This window comes from Streptomyces odontotermitis (assembly GCF_050510915.1).
Classification (GTDB): Bacteria; Actinomycetota; Actinomycetes; order Streptomycetales; family Streptomycetaceae; genus Streptomyces.
In genome coordinates, this window is record NZ_JBNJLS010000006.1 from 343639 (window position 1) to 363273 (window position 19635).

Below are 19635 nucleotides of genomic sequence, written 5' to 3' on the forward strand. Positions count from 1 at the left end.
CGTTGCGTGCCTGCCTGAGCGCATGGAGTAAGCGGTCTTGCTGGGGTGCGGAGCCTCAGGCCGCCGCGCGCAGCCCCCCCCGATGCGGCCGAATGAAGGGATCTGCCGAGCCGTGTGCTGAGGTGATACACGCTGTTGGCGTGCCGATGGCTGGTGAGGGGACCGGCGAGACGCAGCACCGCGCGGTGCTCGCTGACCGTCGTGGGGCTGACCCCCAACCGGGCCGCGGTCTCACTGGTGTTGGCGGCAGCTCGGGGTCGGCCAGCGGTACCGGACGGCTCCAGCAGAAGTGCGAGGGCACGAGGACAAGGCCGCGCCCCCGCAGGTGGAGGTCCCTGGTGACGGGGTGCCCGGGAATCTCCAGGACGGGCGCCCGCCGGCGCACGGTCGGCCAGAGCTGGGACGGCACCCGCGTGATCCCGCCCTCCGCATGGTGCGCGGCGCGCCGAGCGCGATCGGCGGCCGCGCGCCGCAGAATCGTCTCCCCATACGGGGAGATCGCTCGCCGCACATACGAGTCCAGGGAGGCACCGAGCCGATTCCGGTGCTGTGGAGCCCATTCCACGAAGTGCCGCAGGTAACGCGGCGTGCGCACGCGGCAGTTGAGAATCCCGATCTGCCGTTCAACTTCTACGCGAGGCGTGGAAAGAATGGCCTCGATTCCCTCGGCAGAACCGAGCAGACCTTCGGACGGAGTGAGGAAATCGGGGAAGCAACTCGCGTTCGGCATCCTCGGCATTGGCCCTGGGCGCGACCTTGGCCGGCACCCCGGCACCCCGGCGCACGCCGCGCCGAATGCCGGTGTGCTGAGCCGCACGGAGACCCTCTCGAGGTGGGCCTGGGTCAAGACGTCGACGCGACGGCGTACGTCGAGAAGCTCTGAGCGGATAGCGGATGCCCTGCGCGTGCCTCCGCCCCCACCGCCGCGAGCTACCGCTGTGCGACGGGAGTCCCGAAGGGGTGGATGACGTCGCCGTCCGCGTACGGGACGCCGGGGCGGCGCCGACGCGGCGGGATGTCCACTAAGCCCCGCCCGTCGGCGAACAGCTCGTCCAGACGGAAGGCCAGGTTGTACAGGGGCCCGCTGATCTCGTCGGCGGGCTCGGGCCGGACCAGCGGCAGCCGCACCCGCCAGGTACGGCCCCGGTAGGACATGAGCAGGTCGGCCGTGCCGTAGGCGGGGGAGGGCTCACAGCCCTGGAGCACAGGCAGGTCGCCCTGGGCCCCGGCGAAGCGGCAGATCTGCTTCAGGGCCCAGGCGAGGTGCGCGTGCGCGGGTGCGGCGGCGGGGGGCGGGGACGCGGCGTCGTACCAGCCGTCTGCGGAGGGACCGGATGGGCTGGGTGGACTGGACCCGCCGGACTGGCCGGGCGGGGTGAACTCGGCGCGGCGTTCGCTGATGTCGAGCAGGCGCAGGCGCCGCCCCTCGGGGCCTGCGGCGTGCACCTCGTCGGCGCAATGGGCGGTGAAGGCGATGGCCTGGATCTCCTCGGGCGTGGCGGTGACCGGCTCCTTGCGGCCCTCGTCCAGACGCCGATAGGGGATCAGGGCCGTGCTCAACCGCTCCAGGGCTTCGGCGGTACGGGGGGCGGGGGCGAGTTCGCCGGGCGCGTACCCGCCGCTGCCGTCCTCGAAGTCGACCAGGACATCGTCATGAGCGGTGACCATGGCGACCTGGCCCACGAGGTCGTTCGGGCTGTCGGTGGGGACGGTGGAAACCACCCGGTCCCCTTCACGCCACGGATTCATGCCACGCAACCTACGTAGCCAGGTGGGCATCCGCATGCCCTTGGGCATCGGGCCCATGGGGAGCGGCATGCCGCGCATGAGGCCGCTCATCGTCGCGCCTTCCGGCAGCAAGATATTTCCGTGCCGTTCCGTCGGTGGCGGTGCAAACTCGCTGCATGGCGGATATGCAGGCGTTTCGGGACGCGGTCAGTGACTGGGCGAGCGGCGGTTCCGGCGGTTCGGCGAGGGAGTCGGCCGAGCAGTTGGGGGTGCGCACCGTGGTGCTGCTGGAAGGGCCCAGCGACCTCGCGGCCGTCGAGACGCTCGCCGCACGGCGCGGCCGGGACCTGGCCGCTGAGGGGGTGTGTGTTCTGTCGATGGGCGGGGCGATGAGCATCGGCCGCTACGCCGGACTGCTCGGGCCGCCGGGGCTCGGCCTGCGCCTGGTCGGGCTGTGCGACCGGAACGAGCAGGGCTTCTACGAGCGCGGCCTGGAACGGGCAGGGGCGCCGCCGCGGGACTTCTTCGTGTGCGAGGCGGACCTGGAGGACGAGCTCATCCGCGCGCTGGGCACGGCGCACGTCGAGGAGATCGTGCGGGCGGAGGGTGACGTCCGCGCCTTGGAGACCTTTCTGCGCCAGCCCGCTCAGGACGGGCGGCCGCGCGAACAGCAGTTTCGGCGCTTCCTCGGCACGAAGAAGGGCCGCAAGATCCGCTACGGGCATCTGCTGGTGGAGGCCCTCGGCCCGGATCAGGTGCCGGGTCCGCTCGACGAGCTGCTCGCGAGCTTGTGAGGGGGCGTGGAGAGTCTCGGGGTGGTGGGTCCGGGCCCCGGGCGAAGGGACTCGCCCGATGCTGGTCTCCGTCTTGGGTCCGGGGTTCGGAGATGAAGAGGTCTTTGACGCCGAGCATGCCGACGAGGTCGACCAGGAGCGGTTCGTCGGGTTCACGCCGACGCACGCGGTGGATGTCATCGCGTTCTGCGGTGATCGGATCGACCATGTGGTCGTCGCTCTGCTGACCGCGGGCATCATGGATGTCATCGGCGGCGTCGCCAACGCCGAGCCGCGTGAGGACCAACTCCCGCTCGTGGCCGGTCTTCCCGGACTCCTGGCGAGGAGAAGTGACCCCTGGGGAGCGGCTTACGGCTCGGCGGAGTTTCTCCGCGCCTGGGTCGAGGCTCCTGGGTTCCGGCTGGTGAAGTAGCCCCTCATCACGTCGAGGAGCTTGCCTGCGCGCGCAGACCGTTGATCAGCAGCCGCAGGCCGAACGCGAACTGGGCGTCGAAGTCGCCGCCCGTGATGACGGGCACGGTCGCGGTCAGGTGGGGCAGGGCGGATTCGGCGACGGCCTGGCGCAGGCGCTCGGCGTCGGCCGGGCCGTCGGCGTCGAGGGCGGCCTGTTCCTCCAGGGTGTGGCCGAGCGTGAAGTTCACGAGCGTCAGCATCGCCTGCGCCGCGTCATCGGAGCCGAAACCGGCCTCACGCAGGGTGCCGATCACCGCCTCGGCGAAGCCGAGCGTGTTGCCGCCCGTCGAGTGGGTGCCGGCGAAGACGCGGGCGCCGTCGCGGTGGCGGAGCAGCGCTGCGCGCAACGCATGCGCCGAGGTGGCCAGTTGGGCGTCCCAGTCCTGCCGTGACCTTGCGTCTGTCGCTGCTCCTGCTCCTGCTCCTGCTCTTGCTCTCGGGCCCGCTCCTGCCGCTCCTGCCCTCGGAGCCGCTCCCGCCGCTCCCGCCGCTCCCGTCGCTCCCGCCCTCGGCCCTGCGCCCATGGGCGCCGTCGTGTGGCCGTCCGCCGGGTCGGCCAGCCCCGCCAGCATGCGTTCGGCCATCGCCGTCAGCAAGTCCTGCTTGGTGGCGAAGTACCGGTACAGCGCCCCCGCCTGTACCCCCATCGCCTCGGCCAGGCGTCGCATCGTCAGCGCGTCGAGGCCGGTCTCGTCGAGGAGGGCGAGCGCGGTGGTGACGGTGCGGTCCGGGTCCAGCTTCGGGGGACGGCCCCGGACAGCGGTGCGAGGGGACGGCTCTGCGGGGCTTGACGAGTGGCTCATGGACCCCAATATAGTGAACAGCGTTCACGTGAACGCTGTTCACTAAATGGAGAGGGTGGTGGCGGGTGGACGCAGAGGTGATCGTCGTCGGGGCCGGGCCGACCGGGCTGATGCTCGCCTGCGAGCTGGCACTGGCGGGCGTGCGCACGCTCATCGTGGAGCGCCGCGGCGAACCGCAGCTCCAATCAAGGGCGTTGACCCTGCATCCACGCAGCGTGGAGCTACTGGACCAGCGGGGCATCGCCGACCGCTTCCTCGCCCTGGGCCGGACCATGCCCGCCTGGCACTTCGCCGGCCTGGAGACGAAGCTCGACTTCGCGGTTCTGGACTCCCGGCACGGCTATGCGCTCCTGCTCGCCCAGGCCCGTACCGAGGCCCTGCTCGAGGAGCGGGCGCGAGAGCTCGGCGTGGAGATCCTGCGCGGCCACGAAACCGTCGGCGTGCGGGAGGGCAGCGACAGCTTCGACGGTGTCGAAGTCGATGTGCGGGGGGCCGGGGCATCGCGGACTCTGCGCAGTCGGTACGTGGTCGGGTGCGACGGCGCGCGCAGCGTGGTGCGCCGTGCGGCCGGGATCGGATTCCCGGGAACCGACGAGACGTTGACCGGGATGCTGGGTGACTTCGCCGTCGTCGGCGCCGACTCCGGCGCGCTGGACGCGGCGCGGGCGAGCGGCATCCTGATCGTCGGCTTGGAGGGTGGACTGACCCGATTCGTGGTGATCGCCCCCGGGCGGATGCGGGTGCCGTCCACGGAACCGGTCTCGCTGGAGGAGTTCCGCACCGCGCTCAAGGACGCCTGCGGCAGCGACTGCGGCATCGGCGAACCCCAGTGGCTGTCCCGGTTCGGCAACGCCACCCGGCTCGCCGACTCCTACCGGGCGGGGCGCGTCATGCTGGCGGGCGACGCGGCGCACATCCACTTCCCCGCGGCCGGACAGGGGCTCAACACCGGGCTCCAGGACGCGATGAACCTGGGCTGGAAGCTCGCCGCCGAGGTCAGGGGCTGGGCGCCGCCGGGGCTGCTCGACAGCTATCACGCCGAGCGCCATCCGGTCGGGCAGGCGGTCACCGAGAACACCGAGATCCAGACCCTGCTGGCGGAACTCACCCTCGTACCGCAGTACGTGCGTCCCGCCGGCGCGCTGCGCGCGCTGGTCAACGACCTCCTGGGCATGAAGCAGGTCAACCGCCGCCTCGCCGACGCCATTTCGGCGATCGGGACGGCCTATCCGTCGCAGGGAGACCCGCTCACCGGCCGACGCATGCCCGATGTCGCGCTCGCTGCCACGGTAGGTGCGGTGGGTGCGGAAGGTGAGGAAGGCGCGTCAGGCGCAGCAGAGGTGGAAGCGGCGGGGAGGGTCTATGACCTGCTCCATGAAGGGTGCTTCGTCCTGCTCGGACTCGACGGGGGCAGCGGCGTGCGGGAGGCCGAGCGGTGGGCGCCCCGCGTCCGGCCGGTGCGCGTCGCCCGGCACGACGCGCACCCCGCCCTCGAAGGGGTCGCGGAGGTCCTGATCCGGCCGGACGGCCACGTCGCCTGGGCCACCCGGAGCCAGGACGGGCCGACGCGGCGCGAGGAACGCACCCGGGCTCTGACCGCGTGGGCGGGCAGCCCGGCGAAGAGCGGGCGCTGACTGCCAGAGCTTTGACCACCCGAGTGCTGACCACCCGGGCTCCTGCCTCTCAAACGAAGTGGCGTACCCGTGCCGTCGCCGTCGCCGTCGCATACGGCGGCCAGTCGCTCACCGCCCCCGTCCTCACGAACTCGGCCACCGCACCCGCGAAGCGGCGCCCCAGGGCGCGCTGGGCCGCACCCGGCGTACCCAGCATCGGGCTGCCCGGGTAGGCGTCGAAGGTGTTGAAGAGGAAGGGGAGTTCGACGCAGTGTGTGGCGCCCAGGGCGTGCTCGTCCGGCTGCGGCTGGTGGTCGAACTGGTAGACGTAGGCCGGGTTGCCGTCAGCCGCGTGGCGGTTGGCGATCTCCAGAGTGCCGTTGCGGAACAGCATGTCGGTCTGCGCCGCGGTGAAGATCTGCGGCGGAGTGGCCTGCTCATGTGTCTGCCTGAGCTCCTGGTCGAGCCGGGCGGCATGCCGCTGGTAGAGCGTCGTGGCCGCCCGTTCGCCGAGCTGGGCGGTGAGGATGTCCACCGCCGCAGCCGACGTGAGGTTCTGGATCCGCGGGTCGAAGGCGCAGAAAGCCGTCGCCTCGTCCCGGGTCGTGCCGAGCAGGAGCGGCTTGCCCGCCAGTGCGCCGTCCGCGAGCGCTGCCTGCCACGCGCGGGGCACTCCAGGGCCCCCGAGCACCGGGTACATCGGCGGGGCGACGTTTCCCGGGCGGGCGAGCCGGGCCGACAGTCGGCCGTACGCGGACAGCAGCTGCTCAACGGGCGCCGCCCGCAGCGCCGTTGCGGCGTCCGCGCCGTCCGCGAAACCCAGCAGGCGTAGAAACGCCGCCGCGTTCTCCGCCGCCTGTTCCGGATCCTGCGGGGGCAGGCCGAACGGGCCGCTCTGCAGCAGCAGCCGCGCGACCAGCTCGGACGTCGGCCTCGACGTCGGCGTCGACGCCTGCTGATCGACCGCCAGGCACAGCGCCGAGTACGCCCCGCCCGACTGCCCGCCGACCGTCACGGCACGCGGGTCGCCCCCGAACGAGGTGATGTTGTCGCGCACCCAGCGCAGCACGGCGCCCTGGTCCTGCGGCCCGAGGTTCGCGGCGCCGATCTCCGGCAGGTACAGGTAACCCAGCGGTCCCACCCGGTAGTTGGCGGTCACCACCACGATGTCGCCCAGTGCGGCGAGACGGGCCCCGTCGTACCAGTCCCAGCCGCCCGAACCGCTGGTGAACCCGCCCCCGTGCCACCAGACCAGGACCGGGCGCGGCGCCCCGTCCGAGAGCGCCCGCCGCGGGGCGAAGACGTTGACCGTCAGACAGCCGTCCTCGTCCCAGTCCGGCTCGCGGCGCCCCATCACCGGTTCGAGCCGTGAGGCCGCCTGTGGCACGGCGGGACCGGGCTGCGCCGTCTCCCGCACCCCTGCCCATCCCGGGTGCGGCTGCGGCGGGACGAAGCGCAGCGCACCGACCGGCGACGCGGCATACGGAATGCCGCGGAACGCGATCGCCTCGCCCTCCACCACGCCCCTGACCTTGCCCCGGTCCGTGTCCACGATTTGGCCCTCGATGCCCGTCACCGTGCTCACCCCTCTCGTCGTGGCGCGCGGAGGCGTCTCCCTCCGCTTCCGTATCCGTGCGAGGCCATCTGATTCCGTGGGGGACCATCCGGGCCAGAAGAGGCCCTCTGTATCGAGAAAGACGGACATAGAGTCGTGCCGCATGGAGAAAGCACGCCATCCCCTCGATGACACGGACAGCCGGATCGCCGCCGCGCTGCTCGCTGCCCCGCGCGCTTCCTGGCGCACGGTCGGCCGGGTCCTGGAGATCTCGGAGCGCACCGTGGTGCGCCGGGCGGGCCCGCTGTTCCACGACGGGACGCTGCGTGCCACCGCCGTGCGCAATCCCGCGTGCTTTCCCGGTCTGATTCCGCTGGCCCTGCGGATCCGGTGCCGGCCGAACCGGATCCGCGCCATCGCCGCCACCCTGGCCCGGCGCCCGGACACCATCTGGGTGGACGTCCTGGGCGGCGGGGACGAGATCTGCACCGTGCTGTTCCTGGACGGTCCGGACGCGCGCAATACGCTGCTGCTGCGCGATCTTCCCGCCACCCCCGCGGTGCTGTCGTGGACCTCGTATGTGCTCCTGCGGGTCTTCCCGGCCGCCTTCGACTGGAGCGGCGGTCTGCTGTCGCAGGGCGAGCTGTCCAGCCTGCGGGGCAGCAGCCAGGCCCAGCCCGCAGGACCCGGCCGCCCGGCCCTCCTGCCCCTCGACGAGCGGCTGGTCGCCGCGCTCACCGAGGACGGGCGCGCCTCCTACACCGAGCTCGCCCGCCGCGCGGGCACCACCGCCCAGACCGCCCGGCGCCGCGTGGCGGCCCTGGTGGGCGGCCAGGTGCTCCGGCTCGCGACGGAAGTGGATCTCGCTCGGCTGGGCATCCGCGTCGAGGCGCTGCTGTGGCTCACCGTCGCACCCGGGGGAGTGGAGGAGACGGGGCGGCGGCTCAGCCGTCACCCACAGGTCCGCTTCACCGCGGCCACCACCGGCCCGGCCAATCTGCTCGTGGCCGTCGCCGCCGGTGACCTCGATGCCCTCTACGACTTCATGAGCGAAAACCTCGGCTCCCTCGGCCACGTCGCCACCGCCGAGGTCGCCCCGATCCTGACCGGAGTGAAGAGGACCGGACTCGTCCGCTGAACCGGGACGCCGACGGGGGCGTCTATCTGTCCGAGGGCGCACTCGTCACCAAGGGGGAACTGATGGCCGTATCGGACATGTCAACGGCGGTCCGTCAACCTCCCCGTCCCGGCTGCCGGTTGACGCGAGATTCCTGGCCGCCGCCGAGCCCGCGGCCCATGGCGCGTAGGATCGACTGACCCTCACGCCGCTCCTGACCAGCGGAACCCACCCAAACCCCTCCGATAGCATGATCCAACTCGCCACGGCCGCCGCCAGCGGTCGTCCTTCGCCGGAAAGCCACGCTGTCCGGCATGAAGGGGGATGGATCGACTACAACCGAAAAATCGGCCAGAGAATTGATATCAAAAGCATCGCAGGCGTCTGCGCGTGAAAACTCCACAATGAATCGTGCCGCGTGGCGTCAGCCGCGGGTGATGCTGTGGGCCGCGGCGAGCGTGGTGACCCTCGGGTTCCTCGTTGCGCTGGAGGTCGCCGCGCGTCACTACGGCATGCCGGGGCCGATCACCAATCAGGCGCGAGAGGTGATTTTCGCCCCCAAGTCGGGTCCGCTGCTCTACGCCAGCATGGGCCTGATGATGGTGGTGCTCACCTGGCGGGAACGCTTCATCGCGCTCGGTGTCGCCGTCGGGATCGACGTCGTCTTCTTCCTGGTGCGGTGGGCGGTCGGCGCCCAGATGATGTTCGGCAATGGCGCGCTGTGGGTCCTGCTGGGCTGCGCGGCCATCGCCGTCACGCGCCGCACCGGCGCGGAGCGCGTCCTGCTGCTCAAGGGCGTCGGGCTCGGCCTGCTCCTCGTGGCGGGCCGCAAGACCGGTGACGCCTGGCTGCTGATCACGTCGAAGACCCGCCCGATGGTGCTCGACCAGTACGTGGCGACGGCCGACCACGCGCTGGGCAACCCGTCGTGGCTGGTGGGGCGGCTGGTCGAGGCCAGCGGCTCGGTCGGCACCCATGTCCTGGACTGGGTCTACATCCAGCTCGCGGTGGCCGCGGTCTGCGTCACCGTCTACCAGCTGCGCAACGTGGCGGCCGAGCGCCGCTTCCCGAGCCACCACCTGGTGCGTACGTTCCTGGTGATCGGCCTGATAGGGCCGGCCATCTACATGATCTTCCCGGTGGTCGGGCCGATCTTCGCGTACGGCACCGGTGAGGCGTTCGGCGACGGCGGCGGCGGGCACTATGCGGTGGGCATTCTGTGGCCGGACACGATGCCCACGCTGGCCACCCCGGAGCACATGCCCTTCAACAACATCACGCCGCGCAACTGCATGCCCAGCCTGCACACGGCATGGGCCACCGCGATCTTCATTCACTCCCGGAGGGGGCCGCGCGTTCTGCGGTTCGCGGGCACCTTCTGGCTGATCGCGACGCTCGGCGCCACGCTGGGATTCGGTTATCACTACGGCGCGGACATCATCGCCGGCGTGGTGTTCACGCTCACCATCGAGGCGGGGCTGCGCGCCATCACGCGCGGCTGGGACCGTTCGGGAGTTCAGCTGGTCGCCTATGGCGCCGCGGTCTTCGCCGCGCTGCTGCTGTCGTACCGCTATCTGCCGATGCAGATGGCCACCCACCCGTGGGTGTTCGGGCCGCTGCTCATTCTGGCGATGGTCTCCGTCATCTACGCCTACGTGCGGACGACCCGGCAGTGGGATCCGAAGTTGGCGCCTGTGGTGCAGCCCACGCCGCAGCCCGAACTCGTCTGACAGCCCGGACTCGTCCGGCCGGAGCCGGGCGGGCCGTGGATCACGTGCTCGCCCGCTCCAGGACGCGGGCGAGCAGCCCGCGGTGGTCGTTGGCCAGCAGGGCGAGTTGCGTGCGGTTGTCCAGGCCGAGCTTGTGCAGGGCGCGGGAGACCTACGTCTTGACCGTGCCCTCGGCCATGCCGAGGAGTCCGGCGATGTCGCGGTTGCCGAGTCCGTCGGCGACGGCGAGCACCGTCCGCAGCACACGCGCCACCGAGTCCTCGTCGGTACGCGTGGTCGGGATGAGGATGCCCAGGCGCTGACCCCCTGGGTGCGGCCAGCGGTCCTGTCGCAGCCCGGTCAGCAGCCCGAGCAGGTTGTGGCCGAGGCCGGTGTGCAGCGGCTTGACGCGGCGGTGGTCCTCCGCGGCGCGCGCCGACGCGACGGTCCCGGCGCGCAGGATGCACGACGGTGCTCTTGCAGCTGTTGCAGCTCTCGCGGACGGGGCGGGGCAGCGGGGGCGCGATGGGCTCCCCGTCCGAGGTGCACCGCACGCGGTCGGTCCCCGTGCCGTCGCGGTAGTGCCGGATGTCGTAGCGCTGCTCCCAGCTGTGCCTCGTGGGTGATGGTCATGGTGAATCCCCTGTGACGTGGTGCTCGTGGCCGGCCGGGATGACCGGTCCATTTCAGGAAACACCGGGACAGGGGCGCGGAACGGCCGCGAATGTCCCCTTCTGCGGGCGGCAGGACCCGCAAGTCAGGGACTTGTCGTCAACGAGAGGGGAGGGCCTGGAGAGGGGAGAGCGGGGGCTGGGAGGGCTCGGAGGGGGGACCGTGGGTCCGTCACGCGGGCGCGTCGCGCAGTCGTCGCGCCAGCGTCGGCAGGCCCGGACCGGAGAGCTCGGGGACGACGACCGTGCGCCCGGCCATCCCCATGAGGAGTGCTTCACCCGTACCCGTCACCACGGGGCCGTCCCCGTGCCTCCAGTCGAGGTCGGTCGCGCTGAGCGTGAGGCCCCGGATGCGTTTCCGTGCCCGGAGCGGGGGCGCCATGGTCGCGAACTGCAGGACGCACCGCAGCCGTTCCTCGGGGATGGGCGCGGTGCGGGGCAGGCCCAGGGGGCGGCGGATGTCCTGCTGGTGGATCATCGCGTCGGTGAGCGCGACGCGTCCGCCGAATCCGGCCGTCAGTCCGCGTGGCCGCGGATGGGCCGCCACCAGGGCGAGGAGTTCGTCCGTGCTGCGGTCGGCGAAGGCGGCGACCCCGACGGTGTTGACGCGGTCGAGGAGGATGCCGCCTTTGACGAAGCGGCCGATGAGAGCCAAGGGGCCGAGCCCGTCATAGCTGAACATGTGGGCGATGACGTCGCGGACCCGCCAACCCGCGCACAGGGAGGGCGCGTTCCACTGGGCCGGGGTGAGCGTGGCCAGCAGAGCGGCCAGCTCGGCACGCTCCTCGCGGGCGAACTCCATCGCGTCGACGGGGCGGGACATGAGGGCGTGACCTCCGGGGTGGGGCGCCGGACGCCCTCCGGACGCAATCCGGGCGGAATCCGGCTGAGTGATCGCGTCCGAATGTAGAGGACCAGGAGGACGGCGGAGATCCGTCACGGAGTCTCCTGGCGTCCTGGCGGACATTCGTACAAGACCGGCCTGTGGCGGCCCGCGCACCATCACCCCATGACTGCCTACGACATCAAGCGCGCGCACCCGATGCACGTGGTCCACGACGGGCCGCGGCAGGCGCCTCCGCTGTTGCTGATCCATGGATCGGGGGCCTCGGGCGCCTTCTGGGGGCCGGTGGTCCCCGCGCTCGCCACCCGCCACCACGTCGTACGGGTGGACCTGCCGGGCTGCGGCCAGTCCCCGTCCGCCGCGTCGTACGACGTGCCCGCGCAGGCCGCCCAAGTGGCGGCGGTGCTCGACGAGCTCGGCCTGGGGCGGGTCGCCGTGGCCGGGCACTCCAGCGGTGGCTACGTCGCCACCGCGCTCGCCGAGCTCCGCCCCGACCTGGTGGGGTCGCTGGCGCTGGTCAGTACGGGGCCGCGTCTCGACGCGCTCCTGCCCCAACCCCTGATCCTGCGAGCCCTGTTGGAACCGCCGCTCGGCCCGCTGCTGTGGCCGCGGCGCTCGGACGCGATGATCCGCAAGGGCATCGGCGCGACGGCCGCGCGCCCCGTGCGCGTGCCGGACGACATGGTCCGCGACCTGCGAACCATCACGTACCGCACGACGCGGGCGGTGCTGCGCGGGAACGCCGCGTACCTCACCGAACGGAGCGTGCCCGAACGGCTCGCCGGGCTGGGCGTCCCCGTGCACGTGATCTTCGGTGGCGCCGACCCGCGCTGGGAGCCTTCGTCGGCGCGCCAGTACGAGGCGGTGCTTGGCGCGCGCGTCGAACTGCTCCCGGGCGTCGGGCACCTGCCGATGCTGGAAGCGCCCGAGGTGACCGGCGAACTGCTGCTGAGCTTCGCGGCGGCCGACCGCTGACCCCGGTCGCGCGCGGTCACCGAGGTCTAGGCTGAACACGTGCTGTCGAAGAGCGAGAGCGAGACAGAAGCACCACAGGGGGCATCGCACCGGGCAGCGGGGGCGCCGCCGGACTGGGGGCGCGTGGACATCGCCGTCCCCCGCGGACCGGCCCGGCTGCTGCCCGGGGTCAGCATGGCGGGCTTCGGCCACCCGGGCCCCGCGCACGTGGACCTGGCCATGGTCGCGCACCCGTCCGTGACCCTTCTCTTCGGCCTGGGTGAGGCCGACATCGCCGTCTACGACAGCCGGGGACGCAAGGGACGGTACGAGCGCGGCAATGTCGTCGTCGGACTCCTCCCCGGCGAGCTGCGGGTGGCCGGGCACGGGGTCGGCGGGTGCCTGCAGATCCGGCTCCAGCCGTTGGTGGCGGCCGCGGTGCTCGGCGGCCCGGCCGAGCTCAGCGGGGAGGTGGTCTCCCTCCAGGACGTGTGGGGCCGCGACGCCGGGCGGGTCGAGGAGCGGCTGCGCGCCGCCGCGTCGTGGGAAGCACGCTTCGATGTCGCGGCGGAGATCCTCGGCCGCAGGCTGGCCGCGCACCGGCCGGTCGACGCGGAGGTCGCCCACACCTGGCGGCGGACCCTCGGCCACGGCGGGCGCGTGCGCGTCGACAGCCTGGCGGACGAGGTCGGCTGGGGCCGCAAGCACCTGTCGGCCCGCTTCAGCGCCCAGCTCGGCATCCCGCCCAAACGCGCCGCCCGGCTCGTGCGCTTCGACCATGCCGCCCACCTGCTCGCGGCCGGACACGCCGCCGCGAGCGTGGCCGCCGCGTGCGGATACGTCGACCAGTCGCACCTCCATCGCGAGGCCAAGGAGTTCACCGGGCTCACGCCCACGGGCGTGGCTGCCGCGCCGTGGCTCGCGATCGACGACGTGGCCTGGCCGGGCACGATGCCGCCCCGGAGCCGGAAACCGGAACCCGGGGCCCGGGAGTCCGGGGCCGGGAGCCCGGCAGCGGGCGGCCGACACGGCCCCGGCCCGCGCCGGGGGGCGTGACCAAGCCACGCAGAAGATCATGACAAAGCGGACGGCTTGGCCGGGGCGCCCCTTCCTTTGACAGCATCGCGCCCCATACTGGTGAGGTCCTGCCCACTCACCAAGTGACTCCATGACCAAAAACAGCACTTCCGTGACCACCGCCCCCGACACCGCGTGGCTGGCGCGCGGGCGCCACCTCGGGCCCGAGCCCGAGCTGGACGTCCGGCGCAACCTGATCGCCCTCAAGGCGGCCGGGGTGCTCGACGACTTCGCGGAGCTCGACCCCGTCGAGGCGGCCCGGTCCACCGTCCTGTACCCGCGCGACGCGTCGGCCGACCCCGGCCCGTCCGCCCGCCGTCTCTTCGAGGCGCGCTGGCGCGTGGACGACGAGGTGACGGTGCGCGCACAGCTGACCACGTACGACCCGGAGAGCCGCCGCAAGGACGGTGAGGGGGTCCAGTGGGTCCTGGCCGCCGAGGCGGAGCGGGCGTGGGACGCCCACTGGCCCTCGCCCGCCACGATCTTCTGGCCGGACAGCGACCTGGTCCCCTGGGACCACGACATGGTGTCCGACGTGCGCCTGCGCGCGGCGAACTATCTGCCCAAGGACGACGACGAGCTGCGTCACCGGCTGCGGGACGTCACCCGGCAGGGCTGGTATGTCCACGTCGTGGTGCACGAGGCGATGACGCCGGACCCCAAGGGGGAGCGGCCCGTCTCCTCGCACCTGCCGCCGAGCCTGCGCCACCGGGTGGTCGAGCACCGGGGCACGCCGGAGCAGGCCCAGATCCTCGACTTCGCGATGAAGCGGGAGCTGAAGCTGCGGGTGCCGCGCGGCGGTGCCGTCGTGCTGCCGGTCCTGCCCGCGACACCGTCCGGACCGGCGTACGACGCGGAGCGCTTCACCGTGCGCAACGTCTTCCTGGACGGCTCGGAGCCCACCGAACTCCTCGACAGGATCAAGGAGTTCCTCGTGCTGTCGCGCCCGCTGCCGGAGGCCGCCGAGCAGGCCCTGACACGGCTGCGCCAGGGCTGGCACCTGCTCACCCCCGAGGAGGAGCTGGCCCACGCCCAGGCCATGGTCACCCAGTACGCCGAGGCGCTCGACGCCATGACCGCCTCCCGCGACCAGTACCGGGAAGCCGCCGAGACGGCGCAGTCGGCGCTGGCCGACGCGACCCGCGGCGAGGGCCTCCCCGGGCTCCCCGCCCTGCCCGGCATCCCCGGAGTGTCCGGGAAGGGGCAGGCCAAGTCGGGCGGCCTGCGCGGGACCTTCTCGAAGGCGTTCGGGCGCTCGCGCGACGCGGAGAAGTAGCGGAGGCGGAAGAAGGGGGACGGCGGGGACGAGGCGCCGGAGAGGGGGGTTCAGACCGTGAGTTCGCTCTGGTTCCCGGCCACGGCCGCCGGGGTGTGCCGGATGAACCACTCGGTCGCGAACAGCGGCCGCCGGGCCTGCGGAGAGAGCCCGGCGATGACCCCCGGCAGGGCCCCGCGCTCCACCTCGGAGCGGTGCGCGAGGACGGCGTCGATCTTCTGTTCCAGCCAGGGGGCGACGTCCACGGTCGCGGTGACGTCCTCGTCCGGCACGCTGTACACCGACTTGCGTGCACCGATCACCTCGCGGAGCGCCGGCACGGCCGAGTGCGGGTGCGTGGCCAGGTAGAGGGCACGGGGTTGCCAGGCGGGACCCGCCTCCGGGTAGAGCTGCTCAAGTCCGGCCGCGTGCACGGCGAGCAGGGTGAGCCGGTGGGTCTGGACGTGGTCGGGGTGGCCGGGCAGACCGCCGTAGCCGTCGTGGGTGACCACGACGTCCGGCCAGACGTCGCGCAGGTGCGCCACGAGCCGGCCCACCGCCTCGTCGAGCGGCGCGTCGCACAACCGGGCGCGGCCGGGAGCGGATTCCGGCACCCGCGCATCGGCGTAGCCGAGCAGCCGCGGCGTGCCCGCGCCGAGGATCCGCAGGGCCTCGGCCAACTCGGCGGCGCGATGGGTGTCCTGGGCCCAGGTCGCCGTCACGACCGCGGTCCGCGCGCCCGCGGCGGCGTGCCGGGCCAGCACTCCGCCCGCCGACAGCGACTCGTCGTCCGGGTGGGCGAAGACCGCGAGCAGGCTCGGCACGGGCATGGACGGACCGCCTTCCGGACGCGCTTTCCGGACGCGCCTTTCGGACGCGCCTTCAGGCCGCGTCCTACGGGACAGAGGGAGGCCGATCGTACGTCACCCCCTGCAGCGGCTCAGCGCAGCCGTACGGGCAGTTCCAGCAGGCCGCGGTGGCGCGGGTTGGACTGCCACACGGCGTCTTCGCCCTCCGCCGGGCGCAGGCCGGGAAAGCGCTCGAGGATCCGGGTGAAGGCCACCTCGGCCTGGAGGCGGGCCAGGGGTGCGCCCAGGCAGTGGTGGATCCCGTGGCCGAACGCGATGTGCCGGGACGCCTCTTCGCGGTGGATGTCGAACCGGTCGGGGTCGGGGAAGAGGCGGGGATCGCGGTTCGCGCCGAGGAGGGAGATCTGCACGAACTCGCCTTCCTGGATGGTCACTCCGGCGACGGTGACCGGCTCGGTGGCGTAGCGGAACGACGCCAGGGCGGACGGGGACTCGTACCGCAGGATCTCCTCGACCGCCCGGGGCATGAGCGTGGGGTCGGCCGTCAGCGCCGCGCGCTGGTCCGGGTGCGTGAGGAGGGTGTGGATTCCGTTGGCGATGAGGTTGACGGTGGTCTGGTGGCCGGCGACGAACAAGAGGAATGCCATCGAGGTGATCTCGTCCTCGCTCAGGGCGTCCCCGTCCTCGTGCCGGGCGGTGAGGAGGGCGGAGAGGAGCCCGTCGTCGGGGTGCTCGCGCTTGAGGTCGAGCAGCGCCCGCAGATACGCGAGCATGCTCTCCGCCGTGAACACGGACACCTCGCCGTCGCCCTGCCCGCCGGTGAGGGTGTTGCCGCGCACCTGCAGCGCCTCGTGGTCGGCGTCGGACGCGCCGAACAGGTCGAAGGCCACCGCGACGGGCAGCGGAAGCGCGAACTCACCGATCAGCTCCGCCTCTTCGCGGTCCTCCCACGCATCGAGCAGTGACGCCACATGGCCCTCGACGAGCGGACGCAGTCCGGCCGCGCGCTTGGCGGTGAAGGCCCGCTGGACGAGCTTGCGCAGCCGTGTGTGCTCGGGCGGGTCGGAGTTGAGCATGTGCGTGAAGAGCGCGCCGCCCGGACCGCTGGTGAGCCCGACGTGCTGCCCGAACTTCTCGACCGACCGGTGCTTGCTGAGCCGGGGATCGGCCAGGGCGGCCTTCGCCTCCGCGTACGAGGTGATGACCCAGCCCTCGACGGGGGTCGGCCCCGGGAAGCGCGCCCGCCGCACCCCGCCTGCCTCGCGCCAGGACCGGTACACGTGGTGGGCGCGCCCGAAGAAGGAGGGGTCGAGGACCTCGATGCCGGAGTCGTCGGAGCCGTGGGCGTGGTCGGAGCCAGGGGCGGCGTCGAAGTCAGACATGCCGCACCTTGCTCGCGTGCCCGAGATGGATCTTCTTGACGCCCAGGAGCCCGACGAGGGGCACGTCAGCGGTGCGCTGCCCCGGGGCGACGATCAGCCCGCTGCGGCGGATGTTCTCCAGGAGGAGCTCGGCGAGCGGCATGACCATGTGGCGGCCCCAACAGCGCTCGCTGACATGGCCGAACGGCAGGTACCCGGGGGTGTCGTCGGGGTCGAGGGTGTCCCAGCGCTCGGGGCGGAACTCGTTCGGGTCCTCCCACAGCGTGGGGTCGCGGTGGGTGAGCAGGGGCAGCAGCAGAACGTCGTCGCCGGGGCCGATCCGGTCGTCGATGGCCGGGTACTCCGGTGAGCGGTTGCGCAGGAGATTCCACGACGGGGGCAGCAGGCGCATGGCCTCGTACAGGATGTTGCGGTTCGAGGCGTGGTCGTCGAAGGGTGAGCCGAGCCAGAGCGCGTTGGCGACGAGTGTGGAGACGGTGAAGCAGACGGGGGCCGCCGCCCGGCGGTACATGCCCATCGCGTAGCGCCGGTCGTGGTAGCTTCCGGCCTCCGCGAACAGCCGTGCGATGTGCGTCAGTTGAAGCCCTGGCCCCGGCCCCGGCTTCGGCCGTCGCGGGAGGGCCGCGCCCGCGACGATCGTGGTCCACGTCAGCCTCGGGTCGATCTCCAGCTTGCGGCTCATGAGGATCCGCAGTCGGTACGGGTCGTCGCGCAGCAGCAGATCCCGCAGGAACAGGTGCCCGGTGATCGGCCACGGCCCCGACAAGTCGAGCCGCTCCGGCAGGGGTTGCTGGAGTGCCTCGCGCACGTCGCGTCCGATCGTGCGCATCACCGAGGACGCCTCGGTTTTGGAGATCGACCGCCCGTGCAGCGGCTTGAACGTCGGTCGTTCCGTCTCCGTCGCCTTGCGGGCGGCGAGGATCCGGTCCGAGAGTCCGACCCCGGCGACACCGATGGTGTCGGGCTCCAGGCGTACGAGGTCCTTGCCCAAGTGCTCGCGGATCAGGGCTTCGAGGCGGGGTGCGAAGACGGTGGTGCGGCGGTGGTGCGGGGTCCGCACGACGGAGAGCGCGGTGCCTGGGGATGCCATGGAGAACTCCGGTACTCGGAAGATGCGGAGGGCCCGCACGCGGCGCCGTCAGACCTCGATCGGCTCGCCGGGTGCGGGCCCGGTGCGGGGCCGTTGAGCCGGCCCGCTGGAATGCCGGTCCGCCGGCCTAGTACCAGAAGTACCAAGCGCTCTGCTTCAGACTCGGCTCACTCCGCTTCAAGCCCGAGCGGCAGATCGCGCCGGCGTTGCGCACCGTCGTGAGGATCTTCGCCATGGGTATTCCCTCCCCTCAGAATCAACCGGACAGGACTCACCCGCAGGCGCCCTCACGAGAGATGAGGGGAAGGTGCGCCAACCACCGTATTGAGTGGCAGGACGTGCCCGCTGCGGACATTCCAGAGTCTGGGGGGCACCACTCACGTTTTGCTGACGTGTCGCTTTCGTCCGGCTAACGTGCTGCTTTCTCGCTGGTCAACTCAATCTCAGATGTGCGGAGTTGCTTCACGTCCTATGTCGTGGCCTCTGGTGGGCGCGCTCTGCCGCGGCCTGCCACCACCCCGGTGGTGAGGGTCCCGTGACCTCGGCGGTCGGCTGGTCGGGGTGCAGGACGATGCGGCGCAGGGCCGTCGGATGCACGCGGACGTGGAACCAGCCGTGCCAGTGGCCGTCAGGCCCGATGCCGCAGGAGTGATCCCAGCGGATCTCGGCGGAGGGGAAGGGTATCCAGTCGATGCGGTGATCGTCGCAGTGCGCGGCCAGGACCGGCACGAGGCCCTGGCAGGACTGCGCGTGGGGCCCGACAAGGTGGTCGTCAATGTGATGGCCGGCGTCGCCAACGACGATCTGCGGCAGGTGCTCGCCACCGACGCCCCGGTGGTCCGCGCCATCCCCTGCCCGCCATCCGCGAACGCCGCTCCGTCACGGTCATGTGCCCCTCGCGCCCCGAGGCGGATGCCCTCTTCAAGCCCCTGGGCGGAGTGCTTCCCGTCGCGGACGAGGCGGCCTTCGACGTCTTCTCCGCGCTGACGGGCACCCTCACCACCCACTACTCCTGCCTCGCCACGCTCGCGTCCTGGGCCGCAGCCCAAGGCATCGCCTCCGACGGCGCCGAGCGCTATGTCCGGAGTCCTTTTCAGGGAGTTGGCCGTGCGCTGGATGACGAGTCCCGGTCCTTGGGCCAGCTCGCCGCCGACCACGAGACCCCGAACGGAAACAACGAACGCATCCGTGCCACCTGGTTCGACCCGGCCAACGCCGAAGCCCTCAAGGAGGCCCTGGACGGTCTCCTCGCCCACCTGGGGGGAGTCGCGCAACTGAGACAGCCCGCAACCTAGTTGGGGGGCACGTCTATGTCCGGTCCACGTCCGTCGCGTGGTCAGCCAGCTCGGCCGCCAGGCGGTGCATGACCGTGCGGTTGGCGCGCCGGATGGTGGCCCGGACCAGGGGTGCGAGGAGGCGGTCGGTGCGTGGGGCGCGCTCCCAGGCGTACGTGAAGGAGACGTGACTTCCGCCGGCCGGGCGCGGGTTGACGGTGTAGGTGCCGTGTGCCACGCGCTGCCCGCCCGCGCTGACGTTCCGTTCGACGATGCGCCGGGGCGCGTCCGCCTCGACGACCTCGATGGTGACGTCGGCCTTCGTGCCGCCGAGCGAGGCCGTGACCGTGGCGGACGAGCCGATGCCGTGAGCGGGGCCGCTGTAGCGCCAGTTGGTCAGGTAGTGGTCGGTGAAGCGCTCGTGGTGCGCCATGACGTCGAGGAAGTCGAAGACCTGCTCGGGCGTCTGGGGTACGTCGGTCGACACAGTGACAGACTTCATGTACC

The 19635-nt window shown here is 72.0% G+C and carries 18 protein-coding genes; 9 read left to right on the plus strand and 9 right to left on the minus strand.

All coding sequences use genetic code 11. The annotated features are described in order from the left end of the window. Window positions 1-930: 930 nt before the first annotated feature. On the minus strand, window positions 931-1749 hold the full coding sequence (locus tag ACQB60_RS20275; RefSeq protein ID WP_496927418.1) for a hypothetical protein: 819 nt from the start codon (window positions 1747-1749) through the stop codon (window positions 931-933). A gap of 155 nt (window positions 1750-1904) precedes the next feature. Here ACQB60_RS20275 and ACQB60_RS20280 point away from each other — a divergent pair, with 155 nt between their 5' ends. Then, the gene (locus ACQB60_RS20280; protein ID WP_496927419.1) at window positions 1905-2522 is read left to right on the plus strand and encodes a TOPRIM nucleotidyl transferase/hydrolase domain-containing protein; all 618 of its coding nucleotides are present in this window, start codon (window positions 1905-1907) and stop codon (window positions 2520-2522) included. After that, on the plus strand, window positions 2479-2934 hold the full coding sequence (locus ACQB60_RS20285; protein ID WP_496927559.1) for a DUF6368 family protein: 456 nt from the start codon (window positions 2479-2481) through the stop codon (window positions 2932-2934). The genes ACQB60_RS20280 and ACQB60_RS20285 overlap by 44 nt, the downstream gene beginning before the upstream one ends. Before the next feature lie 7 nt (window positions 2935-2941). Here the strand turns inward: ACQB60_RS20285 and ACQB60_RS20290 are convergent, their stop codons facing one another. Beyond that, entirely contained in the window at window positions 2942-3778 is an 837-nt protein-coding gene (locus tag ACQB60_RS20290; RefSeq protein WP_496927420.1) for a TetR/AcrR family transcriptional regulator, read from the minus strand. 65 nt (window positions 3779-3843) lie between these two features. Here ACQB60_RS20290 and ACQB60_RS20295 point away from each other — a divergent pair, with 65 nt between their 5' ends. Beyond that, window positions 3844-5412: a monooxygenase gene (locus ACQB60_RS20295; RefSeq protein ID WP_496927421.1), complete on the plus strand. Its 1569-nt coding sequence runs from the start codon at window positions 3844-3846 to the stop codon at window positions 5410-5412. A gap of 49 nt (window positions 5413-5461) precedes the next feature. On the opposite strand, the gene ACQB60_RS20300 is transcribed toward ACQB60_RS20295, so the two are convergent. Next, on the minus strand, window positions 5462-6967 hold the full coding sequence (locus tag ACQB60_RS20300) for a carboxylesterase/lipase family protein (protein WP_496927560.1): 1506 nt from the start codon (window positions 6965-6967) through the stop codon (window positions 5462-5464). A gap of 142 nt (window positions 6968-7109) precedes the next feature. On the opposite strand from ACQB60_RS20300, the gene ACQB60_RS20305 reads away from it, so the two are divergent. Then, window positions 7110-8084: an AsnC family transcriptional regulator gene (locus ACQB60_RS20305; protein ID WP_496927422.1), complete on the plus strand. Its 975-nt coding sequence runs from the start codon at window positions 7110-7112 to the stop codon at window positions 8082-8084. A 383-nt stretch (window positions 8085-8467) separates the two neighbouring features. Continuing rightward, on the plus strand, window positions 8468-9793 hold the full coding sequence (locus ACQB60_RS20310; RefSeq protein ID WP_496927423.1) for a phosphatase PAP2 family protein: 1326 nt from the start codon (window positions 8468-8470) through the stop codon (window positions 9791-9793). Window positions 9794-10615: 822 nt separating this feature from the next. Here ACQB60_RS20310 and ACQB60_RS20315 read toward each other — a convergent pair. Beyond that, a complete protein-coding gene (locus ACQB60_RS20315) occupies window positions 10616-11266 on the minus strand; it encodes a maleylpyruvate isomerase family mycothiol-dependent enzyme (RefSeq protein WP_496927424.1) in 651 nt (216 codons plus the stop codon). 186 nt (window positions 11267-11452) lie between these two features. Between ACQB60_RS20315 and ACQB60_RS20320 the strand changes: the two genes are divergently transcribed. From ACQB60_RS20320 to ACQB60_RS20330, 3 genes are all read left to right on the plus strand, one after another. After that, entirely contained in the window at window positions 11453-12262 is an 810-nt protein-coding gene (locus ACQB60_RS20320; protein WP_496927425.1) for an alpha/beta fold hydrolase, read from the plus strand. A 123-nt stretch (window positions 12263-12385) separates the two neighbouring features. Continuing rightward, the gene (locus ACQB60_RS20325; protein WP_496927561.1) at window positions 12386-13297 is read left to right on the plus strand and encodes a helix-turn-helix domain-containing protein; all 912 of its coding nucleotides are present in this window, start codon (window positions 12386-12388) and stop codon (window positions 13295-13297) included. 112 nt (window positions 13298-13409) lie between these two features. Further along, a complete protein-coding gene (locus ACQB60_RS20330; RefSeq protein ID WP_496927426.1) occupies window positions 13410-14594 on the plus strand; it encodes a hypothetical protein in 1185 nt (394 codons plus the stop codon). Between the two features lie 50 nt (window positions 14595-14644). Here ACQB60_RS20330 and ACQB60_RS20335 read toward each other — a convergent pair whose 3' ends face one another. The 4 genes from ACQB60_RS20335 to ACQB60_RS20350 all read right to left on the minus strand — a co-directional run bounded on the left by ACQB60_RS20335 (window position 14645) and on the right by ACQB60_RS20350 (window position 18583). Next, window positions 14645-15403: a PIG-L deacetylase family protein gene (locus tag ACQB60_RS20335; RefSeq protein WP_496927427.1), complete on the minus strand. Its 759-nt coding sequence runs from the start codon at window positions 15401-15403 to the stop codon at window positions 14645-14647. Window positions 15404-15513: 110 nt separating this feature from the next. Then, window positions 15514-16764, minus strand: coding sequence for a cytochrome P450 family protein (locus ACQB60_RS20340; RefSeq protein WP_496927428.1), 1251 nt, complete (start codon window positions 16762-16764; stop codon window positions 15514-15516). Continuing rightward, window positions 16757-17854 carry a cytochrome P450 gene (locus ACQB60_RS20345; protein WP_496927429.1) on the minus strand — a complete coding sequence of 366 codons (1098 nt, stop codon included), beginning with the start codon at window positions 17852-17854 and terminating at the stop codon, window positions 16757-16759. Before ACQB60_RS20345 ends, ACQB60_RS20340 begins: the two co-directional genes overlap by 8 nt. Before the next feature lie 462 nt (window positions 17855-18316). Then, window positions 18317-18583: a hypothetical protein gene (locus tag ACQB60_RS20350; RefSeq protein ID WP_496927430.1), complete on the minus strand. Its 267-nt coding sequence runs from the start codon at window positions 18581-18583 to the stop codon at window positions 18317-18319. A gap of 158 nt (window positions 18584-18741) precedes the next feature. Between ACQB60_RS20350 and ACQB60_RS20355 the strand changes: the two genes are divergently transcribed. Next, a complete protein-coding gene (locus ACQB60_RS20355; protein WP_496927431.1) occupies window positions 18742-19149 on the plus strand; it encodes a hypothetical protein in 408 nt (135 codons plus the stop codon). Window positions 19150-19162: 13 nt separating this feature from the next. Here ACQB60_RS20355 and ACQB60_RS20360 read toward each other — a convergent pair whose 3' ends face one another. Beyond that, window positions 19163-19630, minus strand: coding sequence for an SRPBCC family protein (locus tag ACQB60_RS20360; protein ID WP_496927432.1), 468 nt, complete (start codon window positions 19628-19630; stop codon window positions 19163-19165). Window positions 19631-19635 lie beyond the last annotated feature (5 nt).

Bases quoted from the DNA above. Each gene is read 5' to 3' on its own strand.
- ACQB60_RS20275 (WP_496927418.1), bottom strand. From the start codon at position 1,749: ATGAATCCGTGGCGTGAAGGGGACCGGGTGGTTTCCACCGTCCCCACC.
- ACQB60_RS20280 (WP_496927419.1), top strand. From the start codon at position 1,905: ATGGCGGATATGCAGGCGTTTCGGGACGCGGTCAGTGACTGGGCGAGC.
- ACQB60_RS20290 (WP_496927420.1), bottom strand. From the start codon at position 3,778: ATGAGCCACTCGTCAAGCCCCGCAGAGCCGTCCCCTCGCACCGCTGTC.
- ACQB60_RS20305 (WP_496927422.1), top strand. From the start codon at position 7,110: ATGGAGAAAGCACGCCATCCCCTCGATGACACGGACAGCCGGATCGCC.
- ACQB60_RS20310 (WP_496927423.1), top strand. From the start codon at position 8,468: ATGAATCGTGCCGCGTGGCGTCAGCCGCGGGTGATGCTGTGGGCCGCG.
- ACQB60_RS20315 (WP_496927424.1), bottom strand. From the start codon at position 11,266: ATGTCCCGCCCCGTCGACGCGATGGAGTTCGCCCGCGAGGAGCGTGCC.
- ACQB60_RS20320 (WP_496927425.1), top strand. From the start codon at position 11,453: ATGACTGCCTACGACATCAAGCGCGCGCACCCGATGCACGTGGTCCAC.
- ACQB60_RS20330 (WP_496927426.1), top strand. From the start codon at position 13,410: ATGACCAAAAACAGCACTTCCGTGACCACCGCCCCCGACACCGCGTGG.
- ACQB60_RS20335 (WP_496927427.1), bottom strand. From the start codon at position 15,403: ATGCCCGTGCCGAGCCTGCTCGCGGTCTTCGCCCACCCGGACGACGAG.
- ACQB60_RS20340 (WP_496927428.1), bottom strand. From the start codon at position 16,764: ATGTCTGACTTCGACGCCGCCCCTGGCTCCGACCACGCCCACGGCTCC.
- ACQB60_RS20345 (WP_496927429.1), bottom strand. From the start codon at position 17,854: ATGGCATCCCCAGGCACCGCGCTCTCCGTCGTGCGGACCCCGCACCAC.
- ACQB60_RS20355 (WP_496927431.1), top strand. From the start codon at position 18,742: ATGTGCCCCTCGCGCCCCGAGGCGGATGCCCTCTTCAAGCCCCTGGGC.
- ACQB60_RS20360 (WP_496927432.1), bottom strand. From the start codon at position 19,630: ATGAAGTCTGTCACTGTGTCGACCGACGTACCCCAGACGCCCGAGCAG.